Origin of the sequence: Polyangium sp. 6x1 (assembly GCF_029946515.1) — a bacterium.
Taxonomy (GTDB): domain Bacteria; phylum Myxococcota_A; class Polyangia; order Polyangiales; family Polyangiaceae; genus Polyangium.
This window is the reverse complement of sequence record NZ_JARZHH010000001.1, coordinates 366,748-389,008: the sequence shown is the minus strand read 5'-3', so window position 1 is coordinate 389,008 and position 22,261 is coordinate 366,748. Positions and strand designations below refer to the sequence as shown.

The following is a 22,261-nucleotide window of genomic DNA, read 5'->3' as shown; positions in this document are numbered from 1 at the left end:
AACATCGACCATGGGAATTCCCAGCATCCAGCCGTATTTCATGCCGAGGAAGGACGAGCTCCCGAAGAACCGGATGTCGTGGACGGTGGATCCGCGCCGCGCCGCCCTCCTCATTCACGACATGCAGCAATATTTCATTGATTATTACGATGCCCGGGCCTCGCCGGTCGTCGAGCTCCTGGAGAACATCCGGCAGGTGCGAAAGCGGTGCCGGGCGCTCGGGATCCCGGTCGTGTATACCATGCAGCCGCCCGAGCAGACGGCCGAGGAGCGCGGCCTCCTCCTCGATCTCTGGGGCCCCGGGCTGACGGCGCACCCGCACAAGCATCCCATCGTGAACGAGCTCTCGCCGGAGGACAGGGACACCGTCCTCACGAAATGGCGCTACAGCGCCTTTCAACGCACCCAGCTCCTCGACCTCATGCGAGGATGGGGCCGCGATCAGCTCATCATCTGCGGCGTCTACGCGCACATCGGGTGCATGCTGACCGCAGGCGAGGCATTCATGAACGACGTGCAGCCTTTCTTCGTGGCCGACGCGACGTCGGATTTCACGCGAAACTGGCACGAGATGGCGATGACGTACGTGGCGCAGCGTTGCGGCGTCGTGCTTTCGACCCGCGACGTGATGGACGCGCTCGAGGTGGGCACGTCGGGCGGCGCGCCGCTCGACATCGAGCGCCTGCGCGGCGAGATTGCCGAGCTCCTGGAGCGGCCCGCCTCCGAGATCCTGGACGGCGATTCGCTCCTCGATCTGGGCCTGGATTCCATTCGTCTCATGACGCTCGTCGAGCGGCTCCGTAGCGCTGGCATCGAAATCTCGTTCGTGGAGCTCGCCGAGCGAGCGACGCTCGAAGAATGGTGGGACATGCTCGCGCCTCGATTGCAACAGGCCCGATGGCCTCGACGGGGAGCGGAGGCGGCGCATGGAGTACGCGGGTAAAGTCGCGCTCGTGACGGGCGCCGCGCAAGGAATCGGGGAGGCCGTCGTGCGAGCGCTCGCTGCGCGCGGCGCGAAGGTGGCCGCCTTGGATTCGAATGCGGGGCGGCTCGGCGGGGTGATCGCCGAAATGAAGGCGAGCGGGAATCACGCGGTGGCGTTCCCGGCGGACGTCACGGACAGCGCGGCGGTCGACGCGGCGGTGGACCGGATCGAGCGCGAGCTCGGTCCGCTCGATTTCTTGGTTAACGTCGCGGGCGTGCTGCACGTTGGTCCGATCGAGGCGCTGCGCGACGAGGACTGGGCGCGGACGTTCGCCGTCAATGCCCAAGGGGTGTTTTCCCTTTGCCGGGCCGTCGCGCGGCGCATGATTCCGCGCCGCTCCGGCGCCATCGTGACCGTCGGATCGAACGCCGGGCGGACGCCGCGCATGCACATGTCCGCGTATGCGGCCTCGAAGGCGGCCGCCGCCATGTTCACCCAATGCCTGGGCCTCGAGCTCGCGAAGCACGGCATCCGATGCAACGTGGTTTCGCCGGGATCGACGGATACGCCGATGCAGCGAGCGTTGTGGAAGGACGAAAGCGGGGCGCAGGCCGCGATCGACGGCGCGCCCGCCGCGTTCAAGGTGGGGATTCCCCTGCAAAGGATCGCGACGCCGGCGGACGTCGCGGACGCCGTGCTCTTTCTCCTTTCGGATCAGGCGCGGCACATCACGATGCACGACCTCTGCGTCGACGGCGGCGCCACACTCGGGGTGTAACGCCGCCGTCGCGGGGCGTTCAGGGGCCGTCGCCCTGCACGTTGCCGAATTGAACCTCCGCCGCCGTCCCGCGCCAGACGAGCGCGGCGGCGGCCACGGCGACCGCAATCGCGAGCGCGCCGAGGACCCGCGTGGGTTTCATCTGCCACCACATCGCAAGTCCGCTGAGCGCCCAGACGATCAGCGTGATGCCGGTGAGGTCCGCGAAGAGTGCGAAGAACCAGGCCATGTCGCCGTGCACGGGGAAATGGTGCGTCGTGTGGAGTTTTTCCAGGAGCTCCACGAAGCGAAGCGGGCCCGGGCCAGAAGGCCGCCCGTCGACGCGGCCCGTGCCGATGTCGTACACGACGTTCCACGTGCGGGCATTGGCATCACGCACGCGGAAACGCAGCTCGGGGTGGACCTTCGGATGCGCCCGGAAGGGCGCCTCCGCGTCGATACCCACCTTCGGCAGGAGCTCTTTCACCTGCTCCTGCACCGCTGCCATCTTGTATTCAGGCAATTCGACCGTCACGCCGGAGAAGGGGGGAGGGTCGGTCTTCGGCTCCGGGGCATGCGTGGAGAGCGTCGCGCCGCCGCCGTCGAGGCTGACGATGAGCACGTGACGCCCTCCGCCGCGGCTCGGCGTCGCGAGCAGCGGCCAGCCCGAGAAGGAGCGCGGCGCGCCCGTATCGAGCACGTATCCCCCCGGGGATCCGGCATTGAGCTGCGCGACGACCTTCTGCGCGACGTCATCCGGATCCCAGGGTTTCATTCCGGTGAGCGCGGTCAGCTCCTCCGCGGAGAGGCTTCGCTGCTCGATGTCACGCCCGATCTCGGGGTGATTGAAGAGCGCGCCGCTCGCCCCGAAGAGGAGTATCCATGGGAATACGAGCAGGCCGAGATACATGTGCAGGCGCCGAACGAATTTCATGACGGCGCCATACCCTCGGCGGCGAGGGGGCTCAGCCCGCGGCGGCGGTGCCTCTTTCGCGGAGTCCGGAGGTGTCATCGGATCTTGAAGGCGGAGAAGGCGAGGCCCGGCGTGCTCAGCGCCACGTCGGTCGGGCCCTTCGCTCCGAGCTCGAGGAGCTTCGTGGAGTCCTGGCCCTGGAACAGAGCCACGAAGCTCCGGTCGCCGAACTGGACCGGAACGACGCTCCCATTGCTGGGGTCGGCGTCCAGCACCTCGGCGGTCGGGGTATCTCCGAGCGTCACGAGCGCCCATTTCCAGGCCGCGGCGCTCGCGAGGACGCGCGGGTGCGTGTCCGGCATGATCGGGAAGGCGCTCTCGTCGAGCACCTTCAAGAAGGCCTCGTTGCCCGGGCCGCGAATCAGCGAGCCGGCGGTTTGTCCGCCAAAGAGCGTGTTCAGCTCGACGTGGAACGCAGCGTCGAACGTTTTCGTCGCCGGGTCGAACCGGAGCATGCACGGCGGCGCGGCATTGGCGTCGTTCAGCCGGTGCACGGCCGCGCCGTAGGCCTCCGTGGCGAGATAGATCTTGCCGTCGGGTCCTTCGATGCCATCCCGCACGTAGCCGCAACGATCGTCCGTGACGACCGTCGCCTGGTCCGTCTTGCCATTCACGACGACGACCGCCGCGCGGCTCGGGACCTCCGGGCCCTTTCGATAGCCGGCGAACGTGATGACGTCGTCACCCAGGCGCAGCGGCGCGGCCGTGAACGTCAAGGTGGTATCCGCGACGACGAGCTCGGGGAGCGGGATATCCGCCGTGATCGTCATGTCCTTTGGATTCCAGACGATGACCTGGGCCGTGGGGCCGTCGAAGAAATACGCCTTCGACTCGGAGACGAACTGAAATTGGCCCTGGTACTCGCCGATCGTGGCGATCCCCTTGCCTTGAAAGCTCATGGTGGCGCCGGACTTCAAGGTGCCATCCGCCTGGAGGTCGTAACGTGTCACGGTCGGCCCGGCGTCGCCCACGATGAAGACGGCGCCTCCGTTCTCGGGCCCAACGCCGAGGGCGCGGCCGGCGATTTCGATGCCGTCATCGAGCGCGAGCGCGGCCTCATTTCCGAGCTTGTCGGTCACGATGACATAACTCTGGTTGTCGCCCCCATTGGCGCCGAATACCTGCGTCGTGAGGGCATACAAGGGGTCGGTCGGGGCATTTCCCCCGGCGCCCTGGCCGCCCTGGCCGCCCTGGCCACCCTGGCCGTTGTTGTCGCCACCGTCACTGCAAGCGGCGAGATAGGGGAAAGCAAGCATGATCAGGAGCGCTGTCATTTTTTTCATCGATGTATCTCCTTGGCCAAGGAATGGGAGGGTCAGAGCTCGACGACGAGCTTGGCGTTCGCCGCTCGCCCTGGAAGCTGGACCCCGAACGAATCGAAGACCTTTTCGTCCGTCAGGTTCTGCACCTCGAGGGTCCCGCTGACGGAGCCGTCGCCGTGCTTCATGGAGTACGTGAGCGCGAGCGTGTGGACGAGCTGCGAGGGAATGACGAGCTTGGAATCGGCGGCCCCGACGCTCTCCCAGCCTCGGAAGTAGGCCTCGACGTACCGGGCTTGCCACGCGAGCGAGAGGACGTCGCGGGGCCTCAGCAAATCGGACCCTTGCACGCGGGCGCTCGCGCCGGCGAACAGGTACGGGCGGTTGGGGATGCGATCCCCCTCGAATTTGCCGAATGCGCCTTCGCTCGCGGTGTTCCGAAAATCCTGCCACGTGACGTATCCGTCGAGCGCGACCCAATCCCCCGGGGAGGTCCATCCGAGGGACCCCTCGACGCCAACCGATCGAGCCGAGAGAACGTTCTCGTGCTGAAAATAATTGCCGTTGCCGAGCAGGACGATGAGGTTCTCCGCGAAGCGCCCGAAACCGTTCACGTTGCATCGAAACAGGCCGGCGGCGGTCTCGGCGCGTTCGAGGGTCAGGCCGAGGTTCACGTTGTGGCTCGTCTCGGGCTCGAGGTGCAGGTTCTCGATGACGAGCGCGCCATTGCCGAACACCTCGTCGGTGCTCGGCAAACGGGTGGCATACTCGTACGATGCCTTGGCGTACAATGCTTCGGAGAACCGGAGGCGCAGGCTGTCGCCGATCCCCCCGCGCTGGGTCGTTCGGTCGAGGTCGCGGAGGTTTCCGTTCGGCAACTGCTCCTTCGTCCGCGCCACCTGCACGTACGCCTTGGCGAAGGCGATGTTCGCGAGCTTGCCTGCAAATGGGCGCGCTTCGTACTCGGCGCCGGCCACGCTGCTCAGGAGCCCTCGCTGCGCGGTGAGCGGGTCGTATTCGTTCGCATCAATGGCGTGGTCTTTCCCCGTCCGGCTGGCGTAGGTGGGCGAGAGCCCGAAGCGCAGCGAATGCCAGGGGGCGGGGTTCCATGTCAGGTTGAGGCGGGCAAAGGCGTCGTGCTGCCGGACGACCTGATCGATCGCGCGCGCCTCGATCTCGCCGCGTTGCGGGAGCTCGAAGACACAACGACCGTACCAGTCGTAACGACACGTGGAGAGATCTTGAAATGCGGTGCGCGTGTACGTGTACCCGGCCACCGCGTCGAGCCGCGTTCTCCTGGAGAAGGGCTGAGCATACCGCAGGTGCGCGCCCGCTGATTGCTTGCCGTAGGTGACCGCGCCATAAGGGACGGACATGAGGGGATTGTGTTGAACGTCCCGCTGATGCTCGGTGTAGAAGGCGCGCAGGAGGAGCCGCTCCGCCCGCGGGCGTCCGACGAGCCCCACCTCGACGCTCCCGCCACCGGCGCGGTAGCCGTCGTGGAACCGATGGACGTGGGCCGGCGAGAGGCGGCCTCGCTCGTCGAAGACCTCGACGTCGATCGGATAGTCGTTTCGCGTGTAATCGTAGAACCCATTCACGCGAGCGAAGAAACCGGATTGCTCGTGCAGATGCCGGGCGCTCAGCGTCCATCGGTACGTCTTGAAGGAGCCGACCTGGTACGACGCCGAGGCGTGCGTGCCGCGGACGTCCGTATCGGTCACGAGGTTCACCGCGCCACCCAGGGCATCCGCGCCGAAACGCACGGGGACGACGCCGCGGTAGATCTCGATGCGCTCGACGAGGTTCACGGGCACATTCGTGATCCCGTGCGCATATCCGGCGAGGTCGAGGGGGACGCCGTCGAGGAAAAAGCGGATCTGATCGCCCGTGAGGCCATTGAGCGAGAGGCGCGCATTCGATCCGAGTCCGCCCGCCCGGCGTACACCCACGCCCTCGGAGCGCGCCAGCACCTCGCCGAGATCCGCGGTTCGTCGCTGCGCTTCCTCGGTATCGATGACGTGGACGGCCTGGGCAGACCGGCGAAGTCGGTCGGCTTCGGAGGCGCCGCGGACCATGACGTCGATCGATGGTTTGGCAGGACCGACCGTCGCCGGCTCTGCGGGCGCCGCGGGCGGCGCCTGCTCGGGTGGGGCGGGAGCGGGCCGAGTCTGCTCGGCCGGGGTGGGCTCCGGGGGCAACCTGAATTCGTAGGCGTAGAGGATGAGCGCCGCGACGGGCTTGTCTCCGCGGCGGGCCGGCGCGAAACGGAATTGCAGCGCCGCTTCTTGTGCGGCTTCGTCAAACCCGTTTCCGGCCGGCTCCACGACCTCGGCCTTGGTCACGCGCCCCTCGGCGTCAATGCGGAGTTTCAGCACCACGCGGCCCTCTCGCCGCGTTGCGCGTGCCTCCGCCGGATACGCCGCCTCGGCCGGCTCGATGAGCTCGGGCGGATGCATCACGCGCTCGCTCGTCGCGCTCGCCTGCGCAGGCGCCGAGCCGCTTGGCCCGGCGTCTTGTGCAGAAGAGGGAGAGGTCACCGAGAGGACGAGGGCGAGGCCCCCGGCCCATCCGGCGCACGAGCGACGACGTCCACGGACCATCGGAGAATCAGGACCTCGCGCCGGCCGGGATGTCCGCGAATGCGCCGCGCTTCGTCATCTCGACGAGCGCGTCGTGCGCGGCACCGATCGTGAAATCGATCTGCGCCTCCGTATGCACGCCCGACATGAAGTTCACGTCGCGGCGCAGGATCACGCCGCGCTTCGCCATGGCGCCGACGAACTGCGCGGCGAGCTTCGTGTGGATCGCGAGATCGTCGGCGAAGAGGAAGAACGGGATCGCGTCATACCCCAGCACGCGGAGAGGTGCCCCTGCTTTCGCGGCATTCTCATTGATGCCTTCACGAAGCCGCTTGCCGAGCGTGGCGATCCGCGGGATGTAATCGGTGTCCTTGTAAACGCCGAGGACCGCCTTGCAAACCTCCAGGGAGAGCATTTCGCCGCCGAACGTCGTCGATACCTGAAGCTCCGCGAGGCGGCTCATGACTTCCCGCGGGCCGGCGATGGCCGAGAGCGGCATACCCGCCGCGATGCCCTTCGAGAGGCAGACGAAATCCGCCTTGATGTCGTGGAACTCCTGGGCGCCGCCGAGCGCGAGCCGGAAGCCCGTCACGACCTCGTCCAGCACGAAGAGCACGCCGTGGGCGTGGCAGGTCTCGCGGAGGACACGCAAGAAATTCGTCGAGACGACGCGCTTGTAGGGCAACGAGAGCAGCACCACCGCGATCTCGGAGCCTTTCTTGGCAATCAAGTCGAGCAGCGGTTGCTCGTCCGCCTCGGCCATGAGCGGCATGCGATACGTGTATTCGCGCAGCACCGCAGGCACGCCGGGCGTGTCGAACATGAAATGGTCGTGCCAGCCGTTGTAGCCGATCGTGACGACCTTCTCCTTGCCCGTCACGTGGCGGGCGAGCCGGATCGCGGCGGAGGTCGCGTCCGCTCCGGTCTTGAAGAAGCGGGCCATCTCCGCGCCGGGAATCAGGTCGACGAGCGCGCGCGTGGCCGTGACCTCGATCTCGGTCGGTAGCGAATGCAGCAAACCCTTTTCGAGGTGCTCGCGGATGGCCTGGACGACGGCGGGGTGGTTGTGCCCCAGCGTGTTCGCCCCGAGGCCGCAGATGTAATCGATGTACTCGTTGCCGTCGACGTCGCGCACGAGCGCGCCCTCGCCGCCGTCGAGAAACACAGGGAACGAGCCGAGCGCGAACATCTCCGGCCGCTTCATGAGCGACTGGGTGACGCCCGGGACCAGCCGGCGCGCCTCGGCGAGGAGCGCATTCGAGCGGTCGAGCTTCAGTTCCCCTGCGATGGGTCGCGGGAGGCCTCGTTCCTGCCTGCCTTCGTCGACACCAAGATTTCGTGCGGTCATGGGCGATTTCCTTTGGTTCGGGTGGAGCGTCGCTTCAGGCGCGGCCTTCTCGCCGGCTCGACGGCCGCGGCAGCTTGCCGGTCTCGACGCAATGATCCAGATAACGAAACACGAGCGACCGATCGACGGCGGGGCAATCGATTCCGCTTTCGGACAGGTCGCGGATCAGGTTGTCACAACGCACGCGCCCCAGGCCGAAGCTTTGCGGTTGCTCTCCGGCGTCGGCCTGAAGGTCGAAGAAGGCGAGCGTGGCGCTCTCGGCGGCGCCGGCGCCATTTCCAAGGCGCGCGCGGAAGGCGGGGACGGAGCAGGTCTCGACGGCGTAGCCGTATTCGTGGACCCAGCGGAACACGTCCCTCAGCCGGACGTCGGGCGCGGGGGCCACGTTGTACACCGCGCCGCGCGGCGGGCGGGTGAGCGAGAGCTCCACAATGGCGCGAGCCACGTAATCGACGGGCGTCCACGTTTCCGCGACGTCGAGATCGGGCAAGGCCCCCGCGGGGATGCCGGCGAGCAGGAGCCGGAAGACGAGGTCCTGCTCGTTGACGATCCCCGTCTCGGGCGCGCCGACGACGCGACCGAGGCGATACACGGCGACCGGCAATCCTCGCTCGCCCGCTTGCTCCGCGAGGCGCTCGGCGATCCATTTGCTTTGCTTGTAGCCGTCGCCGAGCTCCGGGTGCGGCGGGACGAACGCCTCGGGGACCTCGGGGCTCTTCGATATCGATGGCGCCACGGCCAGCGTGGACACGTGGTGCACGGGCTTCGGGCGCGCCGCGGCGGCGAGACGCAAGACCTCGCGTGTCCCGAGGACGTTCACCGCGCGCATGCTGCGGTAATCGCGTACGAGGCTGACGATCGCGGCGTCGTGATAGATCGCGTCGCACTCCGCGGCCAGGCGATCCCACGTCTCGTCCCGGAGGCCGAGGCGGGGCAAGGCGAGGTCGGCGGGGACGGCCACCACGCGATCCTCGAAATGCGCCGCAGGCAAGCGCTGCTTTTCCAGGGCGGCGCGGAGCCGATCGGCCGCTTGCTTCTCGTCCGCGGCACGTACCAGACAAACCACGCGTGCATCCGTTCGTTTCAAGAGCGCATGCAGGAGATGCACGCCGACGAACCCCGTCGCGCCCGTCAATACGACCTGCCGGGGCGGCGCATGCACCGCGGGCACGAGCGCGGGAGGGACGATGTCCGCCGGGAGCACGGCGTCGGCTAGCATGGCGTCCGTGAGCCCCGCGGAGGCCTTCGTGACGCCCCCGGCCTGCTCGAGGGCGCGCGAGAGCTCCGCGATCGTCGGGTGTCGAAACACCATCGCGACGGGGATCTCGCGCCCGAGCATGACCCCGAGGCGTGTGGCGACCTGGATGGTTTGCAGCGATTGCCCGCCGCGCTCGAAGAAATCGTCCTCCACGGAGAGGTCGCAAACCCCGAGGATTTGCTCCCAGACCGTCATCACGACCTTTTCGAGGTCCGTCGTCGCGACGGCCGACTCGGTCGAGGTGGGGATTTTCGCGTCGCGCAGGACGGCCCGGTCGATCTTGCCCGTGCTGGTGCGCGGCAATCGATCCGTGAACAGGAACGCCGAAGGGACGGAGGCAGGAGGCAATGCCGATTGCGCGTGCCTCCGGAGCGCGGCCGGGGCGGGCAAGGGAGCGTCGGCCACGATGTGCGCGGCGAGGCGCTTGATTCCACCCGGCAGGACGGACCCCACCACCGCGACCTCGCGCACGCCGGGGAAACGAAGCAATACGGTCTCGATTTCGCCCGGATCGACGCGGTGCCCGCTGATCTTGAGCTCCTCGTCGACGCGGCCGACGAAGACGAGGTCGCCCGCGTCATTCTGCCGGACGAGGTCCCCGGTGCGATAAGCACGCGGCCGATCGGGCAAGGCTTCGAGGGGCCGGAACCGCGCGGCCGAGAGCTCCGGCTGCCCGAGATACCCCGTGCCGAGCCCGCCACCCATCAAATGGAGCTCCCCCACGGCGCCCCGCGCGACGAGCCGCCCGTCCGCGCCGACGACGGCCGCGCGGACGCCGGGCAGCGGCGTGCCGATCGGGACCTCCGCGTCGCTCTCGGGCGAGGATTCGCCGCCGCATAGCGTGGCGCACGTGGCCACGACGGTCGTTTCCGTGGGGCCGTACGTATTGAACAATTGGACCGTGGGCCCGACGGAGCGACGGAAGCGCGCGACCCGCTCCGGGAGCGCGGCCTCCCCGCCAATGATGACGATGCGGACGCTCGGGGGAAGGGGAGCCGCGCCGGTCGAGAGGCTGTAGGCCACCTCGTGCCAGAAGGCGGTGGGCAGGTCGAGCACGGTGATCGCGTGCTCGGCGCAAGCGTCGAGCAGGCGGAGCACGGACTGCAGCATTTCCTCCGTGCGCAAGAGGAGCGTGCCGCCCATGCACAGGGTCAGAAAAATTTCCTCCACGCTCGCATCGAAATGCAGCGGCGCGAACTGGAGCACCCGGTCGTCCCGGCGAAACCCATAACGAGCCGCGGCGCCGGCCACGAAGTGCGAGAGCGCAGCGCGGCTGATCACGACACCATTGGGGCGGCCCGTCGAGCCGGAGGTGTAGATCACGTACGCCGGATGCTCGTCGCCCTCGCGGATCGGGTCTTCGAGCGCATCCGAGAGGGCCTCTTCGTCCAGCACAAGGACGTGGGCTTGCGTCGAACGCCTCGCTTGCTCGGCGTACGGCGATATCGTGACGAGCAACGTGGGGCCGGCGTCCGCGAGGATCGACTCTGTCCTGCCGCTGGGCCCCTGGGGATCGAGCGGCAGGTATCCGGCGCCGGCGAACAACGCGGCGAGAATGGCCGTGATGGCCTCGACGCTGCGAGGCAAGAGGAGCGCGACGAGCGTGCCGGGTTTGGCGCCGAGGGCCACGAGGCGGGCCGAGAGCCGACGGGCCGCGAGGACGAGCTCGCCATACGTCATTCGCCGCGAGCCGTGCTCCAGGGCGATCGCGGTGGGCATTTCGCGCGCGTGCTCCAGGATCTGTTCGACGACGTCGCGCGCCGGGGCAGGCAACGGCCCACCGTCGAGGACCTCGCCGGGGCGCAGAGCTGCATTGGGGGATGTCGACGCCGCGGCGCCGAGGATCGCGAATTCGGCGAACGGCTGCGCGGGCGCGGACAGGGATGCCTCGAGAAAATCGAGGAATCGCGTTTGGTGCGCCGCGAGCTCCTCGGTGGTGTAACAATCCGGGTTGGCGTCGAAATCGAGGCGAGGACCACGGCCGTCCGACCTCGCGTACACGTTCATCGCGAGGTCTTCGACCGGCCCGGCGGAGATGTTGTGCGCGATGGCGCGGTGGCCGGCGAAGCGCAGGTCGTAATCGAACGGCATGATGTTCACGACCGGGCCGAAGAGCCGCCGAGCCCCGCCGATGAGCTTGAGATCCCGGCGAAGCTGCTCGTAGCGGTAGCGCAGATGCGGCCTTAGCGCGCGCATCTCCTCGGCGACCGCTCGGACGAGCCCGGAGAGGCTCGTTTCTTTCGAGACAGCGACGCGCAGCGGGACGATGTTCATCACCATGCTCGGGATACGCAGGGAGACGGAGCCGAGGCGGCCCATGACCGGGAGACCGAGGACGATCTCCGGCGCGCCGGTGAGGCCGTGCGTATACGCCGCCATGGCCGCGACGATCACGTCGGGCCAGCTCGCGCCCGCGCCACGCGCCACCGCTTGCATTCGCTCCATCGTGGAGGGCGAGAGCGAGGTGGTTTTCCGTAATGCGCTGCGAGAGACCATCGCGGCGCGAGCGCCGAGGCTCACGGGTGCGGGGCGATCCGCGAAGCGTTGCATCCAGAAGGCGCGGTCGCGCTCGTAAGCAGGGGACGCGCGGTAGGCGAGGTCTTCCTCGACGACCCGGAGAAGCGAGCCGAATGGCGCGCCGGCGCCGGCGCGGCCCTCGATCCGGGCGGTATAAAGCTCCGCGACGCGGCGCGCGACGAGCGAGAATCCAAAGCCGTCGAGCGCGATGTGGTGGGCCCGCTGATACCAATAGGTTCGCTCGGGGCCGGCCGTGAAAAGAGCCTCCGCAAAGAGCGGCCCGCGGCGGAGATCGACGGGTTTTTCGAGGTCCGCCCGCATCCAGGCGTCCACGAATGCCCACGGATCGGCCTCTCGAGCGACGTCGATCCGGTGCAGCGGCCAATCCAAAGAAGGAGCGAGGAGCTGTCGGGGGCCATCCTCCGCCACGACGAGGCGCATGTGCAGCGCCTCGGCCTCCGTGATCGTCTGACGCAGGGAGGCCTCGAAGATGGCCGGATCAAGCGGTCCGCAAATCTCGATGCATTCGCCGGCGTTGTAGATCGGGAGCGTCGGGTCGAGCTCCTGGCCGAGCCAGATCCCGTGCTGCGCAGCCGAGAGAGGCCAGCCGGCATGCGAGGGCTCAGGCATTGCACGCCCCTCCCGCGGGCGGCCCCGCGACGATGTGCCCGCCATGGAGACGGGTTCGACCGACTCGTTCGATCATGTTGGCTTGCACACTTCCTTAGGCGAACCGTCCCCACATTTGTTGAAAATGATGTTCAAAGTCAAGTGCATTTTCTGTGTTTGGGTGAGATGGGTGGCACATGCATGCAAAATTGTGATGTAGACGGCGTGAATCGTGCCGCGTGGGTGGGCGTTGTGGTGGGGTAGAACACGCTGCGCGGCCCGAGGAGACATGCGAGGGACCGGGCGTGCGGCGGGGGGGACGCGGCCCGCGAGAGGGGCTCACGGGCGTCGGCGGGGGGGCGGTGCTCGTGCCCTCGGGGAAACGGGGCGCGGGGCGTTTCGAGATCGGAGGAGCGGTCAGGGTTCGCCGGTCGCGATGATCTTCAGCGACCAGAAGAACAAGCCAATGAGCGGAAAGATGACAAACTGGATGATCAGGCCCATTTTGATGCCGCGACGGGTCTCCGAGGCGATGGCCGTGCCGAAGAGCAAGTAAAGGAGGGCAATGATCTGGCAGAACCCGGCAAAAAGAAACCCCAGCCAGAAGCTCCCCACGGGCAGCGGGTTGTCCTCGACGAGGGCGATTTCATTCGCAGCGATTTGCAGCGACGGCGCCACGCCGGGAAAAACCTCCCAGGCAGGACGGGTGGTGGCTTCGTTTTCGGCGCGCGTCGGCGCGGTCCTCGGCATGGTGCCAGCAGCGAGCCAGGCGCGCACCTCGTTCTCCTCGTACGGCCCCTTCTCGTCCCCGCTCTGGATGGTCACGTAGTAGCGCATGGTGTCCTCGCATTCGATGCGGGAGGGTACACTGGCAAGAAGCTCGCCAGCGACTTTTTGCGCGAAAAACTGCGAGATGTGGCGGGGAGGGCGTCACGGGGCCGTGACAGTGTCACGCGGACGTGACAGCGCACCGTGACAGGGCGGGAGAGGGAGGGCGAACGCGTCGTCGTGGGACCTTACTGGAAGGTCGCCTCGAGGCTGAACGGGCCGCCTTTGCTTTGCGGAATCGTGTCGACGACCACGGTCACCTCGTGCCCCGCGACGAGAGGCACCGCGAGGTCCTCCGCGCTCTCCGGCGGCCAGCCCGCATTCGAGCACGCGAGGGTCGTGGCCTCCGTGGCGGCGCCGCAGCCGTCGATCACATAGAGCGCGTAATTCGCGTCCGTTTCGGCGAGGTGCAGCGTGAGCGTCCCGTCCTTCGGCGCGACGTAGCGGTACATGACCTCGCCGCCGGTGGTGTAGGTGCAATACCCGTCGGCATTGTTCAGGTTCGGCGCGCTCGCCGTGTCGCCGACGTTGGGCGACGACGTGGAGAGCATCGCGAGGGCTCCGCAGGCCGCAGGCCAGTCAGGGCTGAGGCAATCGGCCGAGCAGAAGCCGACGTCCTGCATCGTGTTGCCGTCGTCGCAAGCCTCGGGCCCGACGGCGACGCCGTCGCCGCAGACCGCCGGCGTGAACGTCGCGTGCAGCGTGAACGGGCCCGCGTCCTTCATCGTATTGCCACGGACGACGATCATCACGGGGCCGCTCGGCGTGGCCGCGAAGTCGAAGTCGAGCAGCTCGGGCGAGGCAGCCGTGCTCTTGCAAGCGAGCTCGCTGCCGTTCGGATCGGCGCAATCGCCGAGCACGAGCAAATCGAGGTCCGCATTCGAGGTGAGGCTGAGCGAGAGGCGCCCCGGCCCCGGCACGTCGAAGGTGAACGTCTTCGAAGGCACGACGATGTAGAGCTCGCAGCTCCCGCCATAACCGGTGGGCGCGCCTTCCGTCGTGCCCTGGATGTCGACGTCGAGCGCGAGCGGTTCGGCGAGCTTGCAGAGGACGTCGAACTCGGCCGTGTCGCAATCGGCCGAGCATCCATCGCCCGACATGGTGTTGCCGTCGTCGCAGATCTCGTTGAGCGGGTCGAGCACGCCGTCGCCGCAGACCGGGATCGTCCAGCAAATGCCGACGTTCGTGTTCGAGAAGAGGCCCGCGCAGTACTCCCCCGCGGGGCAGTCGTCGTCGGCCGTGCGGCAGATGCGCTCGCAATGCTCGATCGGCTCTTCGGGATAGAGGCTCATGCAGAGGCCGCGGAACGCCTCGCCGTCGGAGCCGCAGCCGCGGTACGGCACCCAGCTCGGCTGGCACGCGCCGTCGATCGGGGCCGGATCGCCGCTCTCGGGCGCGAGGCACACGTTCGACATGCCGCAGACGCGGCCTTCGGGGCATCCAGGGTCGGGCGTGAGGTACGCGCAGGTCTGCTCGCACGCGGCGGGCACGCCCGCGCACAGGCTGCCCGCCTCGCAGCCCGTCGAGATGTCGGGCCCACTGCACGCCTCGCCGGGCGCGCCTTCGCCCGTCGGTCGGCAGACGCCGTAGTTCTGGACGGGGTCGATCGCGATGCACGCTTCGCCCTCGGGACACGCGCCCGAGGCGAGCGGCGTGCACGCCTTGTAACAAGCACCGATCGAGTTCTCGCTGGGCACCTGCGCGAGGCACTGCTCGCCGTCGGGGCACACGACGTCGAACGTGAAGAGGCACTCGTAGGGCGTGCAGGTGTTCGTCTTCGGAGAACAGACCTGGCGCGCGGTGTTGCCGCAGTCCTCGGCCTTCTCGCAGGGGATGCCGTCGACGGGCGTCGTGTCGAACGACCACGAGGGGATCGTGAAGCAGCCGCCCCCGGGCACGGCTTCCCACGTCCCGTCCTCCTTGCGCGTGACCTCGGAGAGCGTGACGTCCGTGATCTTGCCGGCGGCGATGCTCGGATCGTTCGCATCGAGCTTCGTGAGCTCGATCGTGCCGCTCGTCTGGAAGTACGTGCGCGTCGGGATCTCGCTCCCGTCCGGCGTGATTACCGTGACGCAGTGCTGGCAGCTTCCGTAGCGATCGTTCGGCGCGGCCGCGAGATCGAAGGTGCCCGGCACGAGCGGCGGCAAGTTCGGCGAGGCCCACTCGTTGTAGATCTCGAGGATGGCTTGCGTCTGGTACGCGTCGGGAACGCCGGGCGATACCTGCGCCTGCACGGAGAAGTAGGCGTCTGTGAAGCGGTAGATCTGCGTGAGCGAGACGTCGAGCGTGGTGCAACCGCCCTCTCCGCCCTGCCCGCCGTTGCCGCCCGCGCCGCCGCTCCCGCCGGTGCCGTTGTTCGGCGCGGGCGGGACGTCGTCGGAGCAGCCAGCGAGGAGCACCATCGCGCAGCCGACCGTGGCAAAAATAAGCTTGCGAATCATGGTCATGACCTCGTCGTTAAGCCTGCGCTGAAACCATGGCCCCGACGCTTGCGGCATCGCGTTGAAAGTTTGTTGAAAGGCAGCGCGCCGGCCGGACTCAGCTCAGGACCACGGGGTACTCGGGCGAGAGCAGGTAGCCGCCCGCCTTCTGCTGGATCACGCCCTGCAAGCCCAGGCGGCGCAGCGTCGCCACGGCGGCGTAGACGCGCTCGGCGCCGGCGGAAGCGAGGATCCGTTCGCCAGGCCATCCCGCCTCGATGAGCGCCGCGACCGACGCGGCCTCGCCGGGGCGCTCCTCCCGCTGTCGCGCGAGGGCCCGCAGCACGCCGCGGATCGCCTTGCGTCGATCGAGCGGGATGGATGCGTCGCTGCCAGGCGCACGAAACCAGCTCCCGTCGCGCGCGAGGAGGAGCGGCGGCGTGGTGTGCGGCGCCGAGGCCGGGCTCCGCAGGCGCAGGGCGAGGCGCACCTCGGAGCAACCCGCGAACGCGGCGGGCGGCGCCTCGCCGAGCAGCACACGCACCGCCGCGAGGAACATCGGCTTGGGGTAGGCGCGGAGCGACGCTTCGGCGCGCCGATAGAGCATGGCCGCGTCGCCGGCCGCGCCGCGCCGCGCGGCGACCACGCCCTGCGCGGCGAGCACGACGCCCTCGTATTCGCCGCAGTTCTCGCGCGCGAGAGGCAACGCGGCGCGCAGGTGCTTGCCGGCGGCGGAGAGCTCGCCCGCCTCGATGAGCGCGGTCGCGAACTGGTACAAAGCGACGGCCTGGGCACGCCGCACGCCCGCCGCGTCGAGGCGGGTCAAGGCGTCGGAGTAGAGCGTGAGGGCCGCGGGGAGATCACCCGTCTCCTGCTTGCAGCGCGCGAGGTACGACAGCGCGATCCCCTCCCAGTGCGGCGAGCCGATGCGCGTGTGGGCCTCGAGCGCTTCGTCGAGCAGGCGCTCCGCCTCGTCGAAGTCACCCGCGGCGAGCAGGATCACCCCGAGCGCGAGGCGCGACGTGGCCGAGGTGTTCTCGTCCCGAACGCGATCGGACTCCGCGATGCACTGGCGGAAGAGCGGGATCGCGCGGTCGTATTCGTCGGTGCCGCCGAAGCTGTTCGCGTGCATCGCGAGCAGGCGCGCGCGGAGCTTCGGGTCGGCGCACGCTTCGAGGGCGCGCTCGAAGAAGGCGCGCGCGCGTCCCCAGTCGCCGAGGCCCGCCAGCGTGTTGCCGAGGCCCGCGAACGCCTCGGCGAGCAGCGCGCGGTCGCCGATCGATTCGCCGAGCACGCGCGCGCGATCCAGATCGGCCGTCGACTCCGGCAGCCGGCCGAGGAAGCGGCGGACGGTCCCTCGCGCGAGGAGCGTGCGACCCAGGAGGGGAGGCGACGCACCTCGGGCGTCATCGTCGCCCAGCGCGCCGCCGAGCAGCTCCTCGACGGTGATGTACGGGAGGCCGGACGCGGGCGCGGCGAGCACGAGCGCCGCGCGGAGCGCGAGGTCGGCCCCGAGGAGCCCGCGCCGATGGACGATCGCTGCGAGGTTCTCGCGCTCGCGTTCGAGGGCGCGTCGCGAGCCCGGGTCGGCACATCCGACGAGCCGTTCGCCGAGGCCCACGTAGTAGCGAGCATGCCGCTCGGCCGCGCGCGCCGCGCCCCCTTCCCGGCGCGCGAGCTCGCTCTCGGCGAACTCGCGGATGCAGATCAAGAGATCGTAACGGCGCTCGTTCGGATCCTGGTCGACCGTCAACATCGACTGGTCACGCAGCGACTCGAGCAGGTCGAGCGGCCACGACCCCCCTTCCTCGCCGAGCACGGCCTCGGCGGCGTCGAGCGAGAAGCCACCCCGGAACACGGAGCTCGCGAGGAACGCGTCCTGCTCCGGCGGGGCGAGCATCACGAAGGACATCTCGATGCTCTCGCGGAGGTTTGCCCGGGTGATCGTCCCGTCGGGCCGCCGCAGCATGCGGAAGCGCTGCGAGAGGCGCGCGAGCACCTGCTTGGGCGCGAGCATGCGGAAGCGCGACGCCGCGAGCTCGAGCGCGAGGGGCAGGCCATCGAGCTCGCGCGCGAGCTCCTCGATCGTCGCGCGATCCTGCTCGGGGTCGAACGCGCCGTCCGCGAAGGCCGAGACGCGCGTCACGAGCAGCTCCGCCGCTTCGGACCAGGGCTCGCCCGGGCGCCGCTCGGTGGAGAGCGGTGCGAGGCTGATCGTCGTCGCGGGCGCACCGGCGAGGCGCCGCCGCGACGTGACGAGCACGCGCGCCCCCGGTCGCTCGAACCACGCCGCGAGCGCCGCGTCGGCCGAAGCGGGGAGCTGCTCGAAGTTGTCGAGCACGAGCAGCAGGGCGTCGTCCTTGCCGACCTGCTCTCGCACGCGCCGCGCGAGCTCGTCGGGGGAGATGTCGAGCGGCACCGGTGCGCCGAGGCCGCGCGCCACCTGGAACAGGAACGCGCTGAGCGAGGCTGCTTCCGAGAGGTCGCAGAACCGGAGCGCGGAGAGGGGCGGCGTCCGCCGCGCAAACTCCGTGGCGAGCCGGGTCTTGCCGACGCCGGGCGGTCCGACGAGCTCGACGAGGCGACCACGCGCGAAAGCTTCGGCGATTTTCTCCAGCGCGCGCTCGCGACCGACGAACTGGCTCTCGCCTCCGTCCCGAGAGATTTGCGTCTTGTCGGGCCGCGGCGGCATGTGAATCCGAGCGTAGCGCGAAGGGCCGCGGCCGTCCCTGGCCGAAGCAATCCCTCGCCGGCGAGCGCGAGCGCATGCAGAGCGGGGCGCTCGCCGGTGCTCCGACGGATGCCTGGCTTGCCGCCGAGGCTCCGCTCAGCAGACGGGATACTGCGCCCAGACCGCCACTTTGCGATAGGTCCTGCTCGCGCACGTCCACAGGTTGTCGTTGCACGTGAACGCTTGCGCGACGGCACGACCCCACGCCGTCGAGCCTCCGGAAGCGTAGAGACTCCCGCCCGCATAGGGGATCGTGCAGTGGCCACCCGACCAGGATCCGATCGAATAGGTCGACGCGATCATCGTTCCGGCGTCGTCATAGGTGTCCAGTCGCACGAGGGTGTTCTGGCAGGCCGTCTGCGTCGTCGGCAGGGCCTCGCCGAGCACCGCGTACGCCGCGACCCCCACCCTGGGGTTCTGGAAGTCGACGATCCACCCCTTGGTGCAATCGGTATGGCCGTAGGAGGTGTTCGGCGAGGTGAACGTCGAAGAGGACTCTCCGCAGGACCACGACGAATTCGGGTAGGACCCGTCGATTCCGCTCGTGGTGCCACACGTCGACTCTCCGAACGCGCCCTCGGCTTCCGCGATGTTTTCCTCGCCGTCCTCATCGGGCGCGCCCATGCACCCGACGAGGGAGGACGTTGCGAGGACGAACGTGGCCGCGACCAACTGTAGATGACGAAGAATGCTCATGTCGATTTTAGCTCCAGGCTGCTGTGGGACGATGGGTCATGCCCCCCGGCGGATGCCCGGCGCCATTGCAGGAGTCGCGCCAATTCATCGATACCGCAAAAAGCCTTCGGTTCTGGCGGCTTCACCGTACGAACACGCGGCGCGGGCACGATCGCACCCCGGAGTCGCAGGCCCGAGTACGCAGCGGGTGCAGGCTCGAGCCTGCACCCCCGCGCGTATGCCTCGGGCGGGCGGCGCTCCGTCGAGGAACGTAGGGACCGCTGGTTCGTCAATGCGCGAGCAACCACTGCGCGAGCGGGTCCCACGCGAGCGTGGGCGCGTCGTCTGCGTAAAGCAGGTCTCCGTGACCGAAGTCCTCGGGCTCGTTCTCGGTCGGCAGGAGGCGGACGACATGCGTGGTGACGTCGGTGGAGCCGACGACCGTGGTGCTGTAAAGGCCGTGATCGCCGAAGCCGCCCGCGGCGCCGAGGTAAAAGAGCGGGACCGTGATCTCGGCGAGGTGGTCGACGAGCGGCAGCGGCCCCTCGCCGCACCAGAGGGCATCTCGATCGGCGCTCTCCACGACCGCCTGGTGGGGCGGCGAATGCGCGAGCCAATCGTTGATCAGCGCCTCGGGCGCATAACGAAGGTCGGTCGGCGCGCTGTCCTTGAAGGCGCCCGCGATGAGGTGGTATTGGGGTTTGGGTTCGTAAAACTGGAACGTCTGCGTCACGAAGCCCAGCATCACGTCGCGGTTCGTATAGCCGTCGTAGAAGGGCGACGGGTCTGCGGGGGCGGAGGCGGCGAGCTCGCCGACGGGCTGGAAGAACGCGGTGTTGTCGCTGTCCACCGAGCCCTGGTCGACCTGATCTCGCTCCTCGGCGGCGAGCTTGCAGGCCACTTGCCTGCTGGCCTCGTCTTCGGGGGCCACCTTCGCGTAGATGTCGATGGGGACGATGCCCTCGACTTGCCGCTGCTCCGCCGGCTTTTGCGTCTCCTCTGCGGCATGGAGATACGTGATCTGCGCGCCGCTGCTGAATCCGCCGAGGAACATGCCGCCCTCGCCCGCGTCTGTCAGGCTGCGAATCGTGCGCGCGAAGAGGAGCGCGCGGTCCGTGTCCGAGATCGCCTGCGCCACGCCCATGTCTGCGAAATCGGAGAAATCGGCGCCGTCCTTGGGCGCCGTGGTCCATCGCCGATCGAGGCCCCACACGTCGATCCCGCGCTGGGCCAGGTATACGGCCAGGCCGTGATCGGGCTCCGCAGCGGAGCTCGTCAGCGACGGCGCGAAATTCGTGGTGAACGTGGCGAAGTCGCCGTGCAGCAGCAGGATGGCGTGGTCCGCGGGGCGCGCTCGCCAGGGGGCGTCCTCGCGTACGATCCGGTGCACGCGCACGCGCGCGTTCGGCGTGTCTCCCAGCTTCACGAGAAAGCTGTAATGATGCACATCGTCTGTGACCTGCTCGCGCGCCACTTCGGATACCTGCGCCTCGATCTCCGAGCCTGACGTCTCCACGGCGGCCCGCAGCGACTCTTCATCGTTCGGTTTCGGCTCCGGCGCCGGCGCGGGCTCCGGCTCCGGCGAGCACCCAGCGGCGAGCACCAGCAAACCCAGCACCACGAGGGCATTCTTCTTCTTCATCCACCGTCTCCTTGGCCGGCGCATCAGGCACGCCGCATGCCACGAGCTTTCGGGGCGTTTTCGCGGATATTTGCCCGTCGACGGCGCCGACGAATCGCGCAAGCTTGCGCAAATTGCACGTGCTTGCTCAATTCGCGCAGCCACATCGAGCTCGGGCGGACCACGCTCGAGCGCGCGCTAATAGCCGAGATGCATCAGGGTCCAGCCGTTTTTGGTGCGGTAGAGAATGGCCGCCGCGTCGCCGCCGTCGAGCAGCAGCCCGTCGCCGAGGGCGCCCGGCGCAGGCGATTCGAGGGTCTTCGCGCCCTTCCGCCCCACGAGGACGGCAGCGCCTTCGCGGAGCGTTCGCGGCCGCATCTCCCAGCGCGCGATCCAGTCGAGATTGGCGTCGATCTCGGTCGCGCACGGCTTCACCACAGGATGGCCTTCGAGGTCGGCCACCTCCGTCTTCGTCCAGCATTGCCCGCGGCGCCCTCCGCCGAGCAGCGCCGTGGCGCCTGTGCCCCAGAGAATGGCGATTCCACCGGCGCCCGCGCGGCTACGCACGAGCACCATGTTGTCGAAAACGCCGTCGCCGTCGAGATCGCCCTGGAGGGCACACGGGCTCGACGACGCGATGTCACAGGCGACCTGATGATTTGGCCAGCGGGCGCGCAGTCGGTCCACGAGCGCCTTCGGGAGCTCCGGTCGCGGAGGCGCGCTTCGTTTGCGCGCCTCCGCGTCCTCGTCGTCGACCGCCTCGTCGCCAGTCGTATCGGCAGTCGCCCCGCCCGCAGTCGCTTGGGCGGGACATTTGCAGTGAGTATCGTCCTCGCTCGACGCTGCGGGTACCGCCACGTCCGGCGCCGACGCTGCGGCCGTCGGTTCTGCTCGCGCGGCGGTCAGGGGCGCCGGGACACCGGCCGACGGCCTCGGCTCGGGCGAGGGCGCCGGCTTGCAGGCGCATAACGCGAGCATCATCAGGGGGAGGAGGGGACGCATGAGGATTCTCCCGGTGGGTTTGCGGTTGTCTGCATGGCGACCCGTCATCGGATCGGGGGACCGAAGTGTGACAGGCGCCCTACCGCTGCGACCGTTCCAGCCAGTCCACGGCGAGGAGCTCCGGCACCTGCGCGCGCTCCTCGGTGTGGAGGGCCATTGCGGAGAGAGCCGTCTGCAACGTCCTGGCACGCTCCTCGTCGTGCATGGCGAGCGAAAGCTCGAGCCGGGCGGCGAGGGCGCGGGCCCGCTCGATTCGGTCGGACGGACCGTCATGGGCGAGCGCCAGGTCGAGGACCTTCGCCGCCGCGGCGTCGTCGTTGCGGAAATCGCGCAGCCGGGCCGCGGCGCGTAATGCCTTGCCGAGGCGAGAATGGCTCTGCGGCGTGGCCCCTTCGTCGTCATCGTCAGGCGCACCATGCTTGATGAAGATGACGGAATTGCCCGCGACATCGACCACGGTGAAGCGGCTCTGCCCCTTTCGCAGGCGTGTGATCCGCGGTTGGCCGGCGATCGGCAGCTTGCCGTAGAGCCGGCGCAGAGCGTCCGAGAATGTCTGGTGAAGCGTCTCGATCTCGGGAACGAGGACCAAGCACGTGCTGTAGGCCTCGGCGGGGTTCAGGCCTTTCATGCCCATGAAGTGCAGATGGATGTCGCCGCGTGCGGTGGCGGCATAGACGTTCGGTTTGGTCTGCTCGTGCGTCACCTCGAACCCGAGCGTCCGGTAAAACGTCAACGTCTCGGGGAGCGAAATGCACG

General features: G+C 68.6%; 14 protein-coding genes. 2 read left to right on the top strand and 12 right to left on the bottom strand.

What is annotated here, in order from left to right; translation table 11 throughout:
• Nucleotides 1-10 precede the first annotated feature (10 nt).
• Both QHF85_RS01420 and QHF85_RS01415 read left to right on the top strand, forming a co-directional pair.
• On the top strand, nt 11-943 hold the full coding sequence (locus QHF85_RS01420; protein WP_281325182.1) for an isochorismatase family protein: 933 nt from the start codon (nt 11-13) through the stop codon (nt 941-943).
• Nucleotides 927-1,703, top strand: a complete 777-nt coding sequence (locus tag QHF85_RS01415; RefSeq protein WP_281325181.1) for a 2,3-dihydro-2,3-dihydroxybenzoate dehydrogenase — start codon at nt 927-929, stop codon at nt 1,701-1,703. The genes QHF85_RS01420 and QHF85_RS01415 overlap by 17 nt, the downstream gene beginning before the upstream one ends.
• Nucleotides 1,704-1,722: 19 nt before the next feature.
• On the opposite strand, the gene QHF85_RS01410 is transcribed toward QHF85_RS01415, so the two are convergent.
• The 12 genes from QHF85_RS01410 to QHF85_RS01355 all read right to left on the bottom strand — a co-directional run bounded on the left by QHF85_RS01410 (nt 1,723) and on the right by QHF85_RS01355 (nt 22,208).
• On the bottom strand, nt 1,723-2,616 hold the full coding sequence (locus QHF85_RS01410) for a PepSY domain-containing protein (RefSeq protein ID WP_348652704.1): 894 nt from the start codon (nt 2,614-2,616) through the stop codon (nt 1,723-1,725).
• 74 nt (nt 2,617-2,690) lie between these two features.
• Nucleotides 2,691-3,938 carry a hypothetical protein gene (locus QHF85_RS01405; protein WP_281325179.1) on the bottom strand — a complete coding sequence of 416 codons (1,248 nt, stop codon included), beginning with the start codon at nt 3,936-3,938 and terminating at the stop codon, nt 2,691-2,693.
• A 32-nt stretch (nt 3,939-3,970) separates the two neighbouring features.
• Nucleotides 3,971-6,517 (bottom strand): TonB-dependent siderophore myxochelin receptor MxcH, encoded by a 2,547-nt coding sequence (gene mxcH / locus QHF85_RS01400; protein ID WP_281325178.1) that lies wholly within the window; start codon nt 6,515-6,517, stop codon nt 3,971-3,973.
• A 7-nt stretch (nt 6,518-6,524) separates the two neighbouring features.
• Nucleotides 6,525-7,844, bottom strand: coding sequence for an aminotransferase class III-fold pyridoxal phosphate-dependent enzyme (locus tag QHF85_RS01395; RefSeq protein ID WP_281325177.1), 1,320 nt, complete (start codon nt 7,842-7,844; stop codon nt 6,525-6,527).
• Between the two features lie 34 nt (nt 7,845-7,878).
• On the bottom strand, nt 7,879-12,249 hold the full coding sequence (gene mxcG / locus QHF85_RS01390; protein WP_281325176.1) for a myxochelin non-ribosomal peptide synthetase MxcG: 4,371 nt from the start codon (nt 12,247-12,249) through the stop codon (nt 7,879-7,881).
• Between the two features lie 396 nt (nt 12,250-12,645).
• Nucleotides 12,646-13,065, bottom strand: coding sequence for a hypothetical protein (locus QHF85_RS01385; protein ID WP_281325175.1), 420 nt, complete (start codon nt 13,063-13,065; stop codon nt 12,646-12,648).
• A 179-nt stretch (nt 13,066-13,244) separates the two neighbouring features.
• Nucleotides 13,245-15,497 carry a DUF4215 domain-containing protein gene (locus QHF85_RS01380; protein WP_281325174.1) on the bottom strand — a complete coding sequence of 751 codons (2,253 nt, stop codon included), beginning with the start codon at nt 15,495-15,497 and terminating at the stop codon, nt 13,245-13,247.
• Nucleotides 15,498-15,594: 97 nt separating this feature from the next.
• The gene (locus QHF85_RS01375) at nt 15,595-18,168 is read right to left on the bottom strand and encodes a tetratricopeptide repeat protein (protein ID WP_281325173.1); all 2,574 of its coding nucleotides are present in this window, start codon (nt 18,166-18,168) and stop codon (nt 15,595-15,597) included.
• A 135-nt stretch (nt 18,169-18,303) separates the two neighbouring features.
• Nucleotides 18,304-18,903, bottom strand: coding sequence for a hypothetical protein (locus QHF85_RS01370; RefSeq protein WP_281325172.1), 600 nt, complete (start codon nt 18,901-18,903; stop codon nt 18,304-18,306).
• A 268-nt stretch (nt 18,904-19,171) separates the two neighbouring features.
• Entirely contained in the window at nt 19,172-20,524 is a 1,353-nt protein-coding gene (locus tag QHF85_RS01365) for a hypothetical protein (protein ID WP_281325171.1), read from the bottom strand.
• Nucleotides 20,525-20,701: 177 nt separating this feature from the next.
• Nucleotides 20,702-21,505 (bottom strand): hypothetical protein, encoded by an 804-nt coding sequence (locus tag QHF85_RS01360; protein WP_281325170.1) that lies wholly within the window; start codon nt 21,503-21,505, stop codon nt 20,702-20,704.
• 79 nt (nt 21,506-21,584) lie between these two features.
• Nucleotides 21,585-22,208 (bottom strand): hypothetical protein, encoded by a 624-nt coding sequence (locus QHF85_RS01355; protein WP_281325169.1) that lies wholly within the window; start codon nt 22,206-22,208, stop codon nt 21,585-21,587.
• Nucleotides 22,209-22,261: the final 53 nt, after the last annotated feature.

Excerpts from the sequence above, each read along its gene's own strand:
- QHF85_RS01410 (WP_348652704.1), bottom strand. The coding sequence starts at position 2,616 with ATGAAATTCGTTCGGCGCCTGCACATGTATCTCGGCCTGCTCGTATTC.
- QHF85_RS01370 (WP_281325172.1), bottom strand. The coding sequence starts at position 18,903 with ATGAGCATTCTTCGTCATCTACAGTTGGTCGCGGCCACGTTCGTCCTC.
- mxcG (WP_281325176.1), bottom strand. The coding sequence starts at position 12,249 with ATGCCTGAGCCCTCGCATGCCGGCTGGCCTCTCTCGGCTGCGCAGCAC.
- QHF85_RS01395 (WP_281325177.1), bottom strand. The coding sequence starts at position 7,844 with ATGACCGCACGAAATCTTGGTGTCGACGAAGGCAGGCAGGAACGAGGC.
- QHF85_RS01365 (WP_281325171.1), bottom strand. The coding sequence starts at position 20,524 with ATGAAGAAGAAGAATGCCCTCGTGGTGCTGGGTTTGCTGGTGCTCGCC.
- mxcH (WP_281325178.1), bottom strand. The coding sequence starts at position 6,517 with ATGGTCCGTGGACGTCGTCGCTCGTGCGCCGGATGGGCCGGGGGCCTC.
- QHF85_RS01415 (WP_281325181.1), top strand. The coding sequence starts at position 927 with ATGGAGTACGCGGGTAAAGTCGCGCTCGTGACGGGCGCCGCGCAAGGA.
- QHF85_RS01420 (WP_281325182.1), top strand. The coding sequence starts at position 11 with ATGGGAATTCCCAGCATCCAGCCGTATTTCATGCCGAGGAAGGACGAG.
- QHF85_RS01405 (WP_281325179.1), bottom strand. The coding sequence starts at position 3,938 with ATGAAAAAAATGACAGCGCTCCTGATCATGCTTGCTTTCCCCTATCTC.
- QHF85_RS01385 (WP_281325175.1), bottom strand. The coding sequence starts at position 13,065 with ATGCGCTACTACGTGACCATCCAGAGCGGGGACGAGAAGGGGCCGTAC.
- QHF85_RS01380 (WP_281325174.1), bottom strand. The coding sequence starts at position 15,497 with ATGATTCGCAAGCTTATTTTTGCCACGGTCGGCTGCGCGATGGTGCTC.
- QHF85_RS01360 (WP_281325170.1), bottom strand. The coding sequence starts at position 21,505 with ATGCGTCCCCTCCTCCCCCTGATGATGCTCGCGTTATGCGCCTGCAAG.
- QHF85_RS01375 (WP_281325173.1), bottom strand. The coding sequence starts at position 18,168 with ATGCCGCCGCGGCCCGACAAGACGCAAATCTCTCGGGACGGAGGCGAG.